Below are 2116 nucleotides of genomic sequence, written 5' to 3' on the forward strand. Positions count from 1 at the left end.
AAGGGATGCGTTTCAAAAATGGCGTGCAGCATTGATGAGCCTTCGCGTTAACATCACTGCCGGGCACCTTTTCCCGGGAGCAGCAAATGGCAGACAAGGCACACCACTACGCCGTACAGGTCATCTGGACTGGCAACGAAGGCACAGGAACATCGTCCTATCGCGGTTACAGCCGGTCACATGTCATTCAGGCTGACGGCAAACCCTCCATTGAAGGCTCTTCCGACCCAAGCTTCCGGGGCGATCCAGCACGCTGGAATCCAGAAGAGTTGCTGCTCGCATCAATGTCGGCTTGTCACAAACTCTGGTACCTCGGCCTGTGCGCCGAAGCCGGGATTGTGGTGCTTGAGTATGAGGACAAAGCAGAGGGCACAATGGTCGAGGAGAGCCACGGTGCGGGTCAGTTCACCTCGGTTGTGTTAAGGCCGAACGTCATACTGGCTTCGGGCTCCGACGTCGACAAAGCCTATGCCTTGCACCACCCAGCCCATGAGAAATGCTTCATTGCGCGCTCGGTGAATTTCCCGGTCAGTCATGCACCAGTCATTTCGGTCACTGCAGATAAATAGACAGCCAAGGGGGCGTCGCCAGCGCACTACCCTCCACAGCATAAATACCTGAATACACCGTTTCCCGTGGGAGCGAATTCATTCGCGAAGGCATTCGGTCTGCAAAACTTCTGTGTCTGGCACAACGCTTTCGCGAATGAATTCGCTCCCACTGATTTGGCGTTTACAACCTCTGACTACATCGACAAAAACCGCGTCGCCTTTTTCCACCACGGGCGTTTTTCGCGGGTTTCGTGCAGCAGGATGTTGGGCATGTCCCGCAGACGAATCCACGACTCGTCCTGCCAATGCAGCAGGTTCATCGAGGCGCCATCCCAATCCAGCACACCGAGGATCGGACGTTCGGTGCGGCCGGGATTCTGCACGTCACGCAGCACAGGCACGACCTGCAGCGTCAGCCATTCGCGCAGTTCACGATTTTGTGCGGAGGGGTGATAAATCAGTAATGCGTATGCGCCAGACTCGTTGACCATCAGGGTGTCCTGAGTCGAGCCATAGCAGTGCAGCGGCAAAGTGCGACACTCGTCACGTCCGAGTTTTCGGGTTTTGCGTTCGTCGATGAACAGGCCCATCAAGCGGCCCAGATCGCGGGCACAGAACCAGGCCTGGTTTTCCAGCATGAGCGCGTGGAGCGGGAGGGTTTGACGGGTGAATAGGGTTGGAATAAAAGGCGTCGTTTCAGTTGTCGGCATCAGTCTATTTCTCTTTGCTAGTTAGACTGCCAGCTACCGTCGCCAAACGAATAGGGTGGCAGTTGTACGCAGGTTGGCGAACCGGAGCAAAGAACCGGCAGACCCGAAGGTCTCCCACGTACAACCGCCATAGCGGATCACGGGCAATAACTGCCCGCTTCCGAATGGTACACGCTATACATCATTGCTAGCCGGATCGCCAAATCCAGTGCTGAGTTATTCAGCAGCCGCGGAGGGTACGGCGTGAGGTTTGGTCAGGCAAGGCAAGAAATGTAAAAATCGGGCCAAGACAGCAAGCAGCATATTGAAGCAAGCCTCGCTTTGGTGAGCGGGGTTCCATCCAGTCCCAGGGAGGACTAAACAGTGCTTTATCCCATCGCGATTCTTCCCGGTGATGACCAGCATGCATGGGGTGTCGAAGTTCCAGATATTCCCGGTTGTTTCTCGGCCGGTGACGACCTGGACGACGCCATGGCGATGGCTCGCGAAGCCATTGAGAGTCATCTGGAGATTCTGGCTGAGGATGGTTCGGCTATTCCGACCGCTCAGAAAGTGACCGTACACGCGCAAAATCCGGAATACAAAGGCTGCACATGGGCGTTGGTGGACATTGATATCACCAAATACATGGGCAAGTCCGAGAAGCTCAACATCACCCTGCCAGCACACCTGCTTACACGGATTGATGAATACGTGAAACATCATCCTGAAGAGAAGAGCCGCTCGGGCTTTTTGGCTTCGGCAGCGCTCCGGGTGTTGCATGAAGTGCGAGGTTAAGACGCTAAGCGTTACACCAGCGAACCGTTAGGCAAATCATAAATAACTGACTGCATCGTTTTCTGTAGGAGCTGCCGA

3 protein-coding genes are annotated in these 2116 nt (G+C 55.2%); 2 read left to right on the forward strand and 1 reads right to left on the reverse strand.

Translation table 11 applies throughout. The annotated features are described in order from the left end of the window. The first annotated feature begins 86 nt into the window (after window positions 1–86). Complete coding sequence (locus AUC61_RS12120) at window positions 87–569, forward strand: OsmC family protein (RefSeq protein WP_243246317.1); 483 nt, start codon at window positions 87–89, stop codon at window positions 567–569. Window positions 570–745: 176 nt separating this feature from the next. Here the strand turns inward: AUC61_RS12120 and AUC61_RS12125 are convergent, their stop codons facing one another. After that, a complete protein-coding gene (locus tag AUC61_RS12125) occupies window positions 746–1261 on the reverse strand; it encodes a BRO-N domain-containing protein (RefSeq protein ID WP_243246318.1) in 516 nt (171 codons plus the stop codon). 363 nt (window positions 1262–1624) lie between these two features. Between AUC61_RS12125 and AUC61_RS12130 the strand changes: the two genes are divergently transcribed. Further along, window positions 1625–2038 carry a type II toxin-antitoxin system HicB family antitoxin gene (locus tag AUC61_RS12130; protein WP_243246319.1) on the forward strand — a complete coding sequence of 138 codons (414 nt, stop codon included), beginning with the start codon at window positions 1625–1627 and terminating at the stop codon, window positions 2036–2038. Window positions 2039–2116: the final 78 nt, after the last annotated feature.

Source organism: Pseudomonas maioricensis, assembly GCF_022790535.1.
GTDB classification, from domain to species: Bacteria; Pseudomonadota; Gammaproteobacteria; order Pseudomonadales; family Pseudomonadaceae; genus Aquipseudomonas; species Aquipseudomonas maioricensis.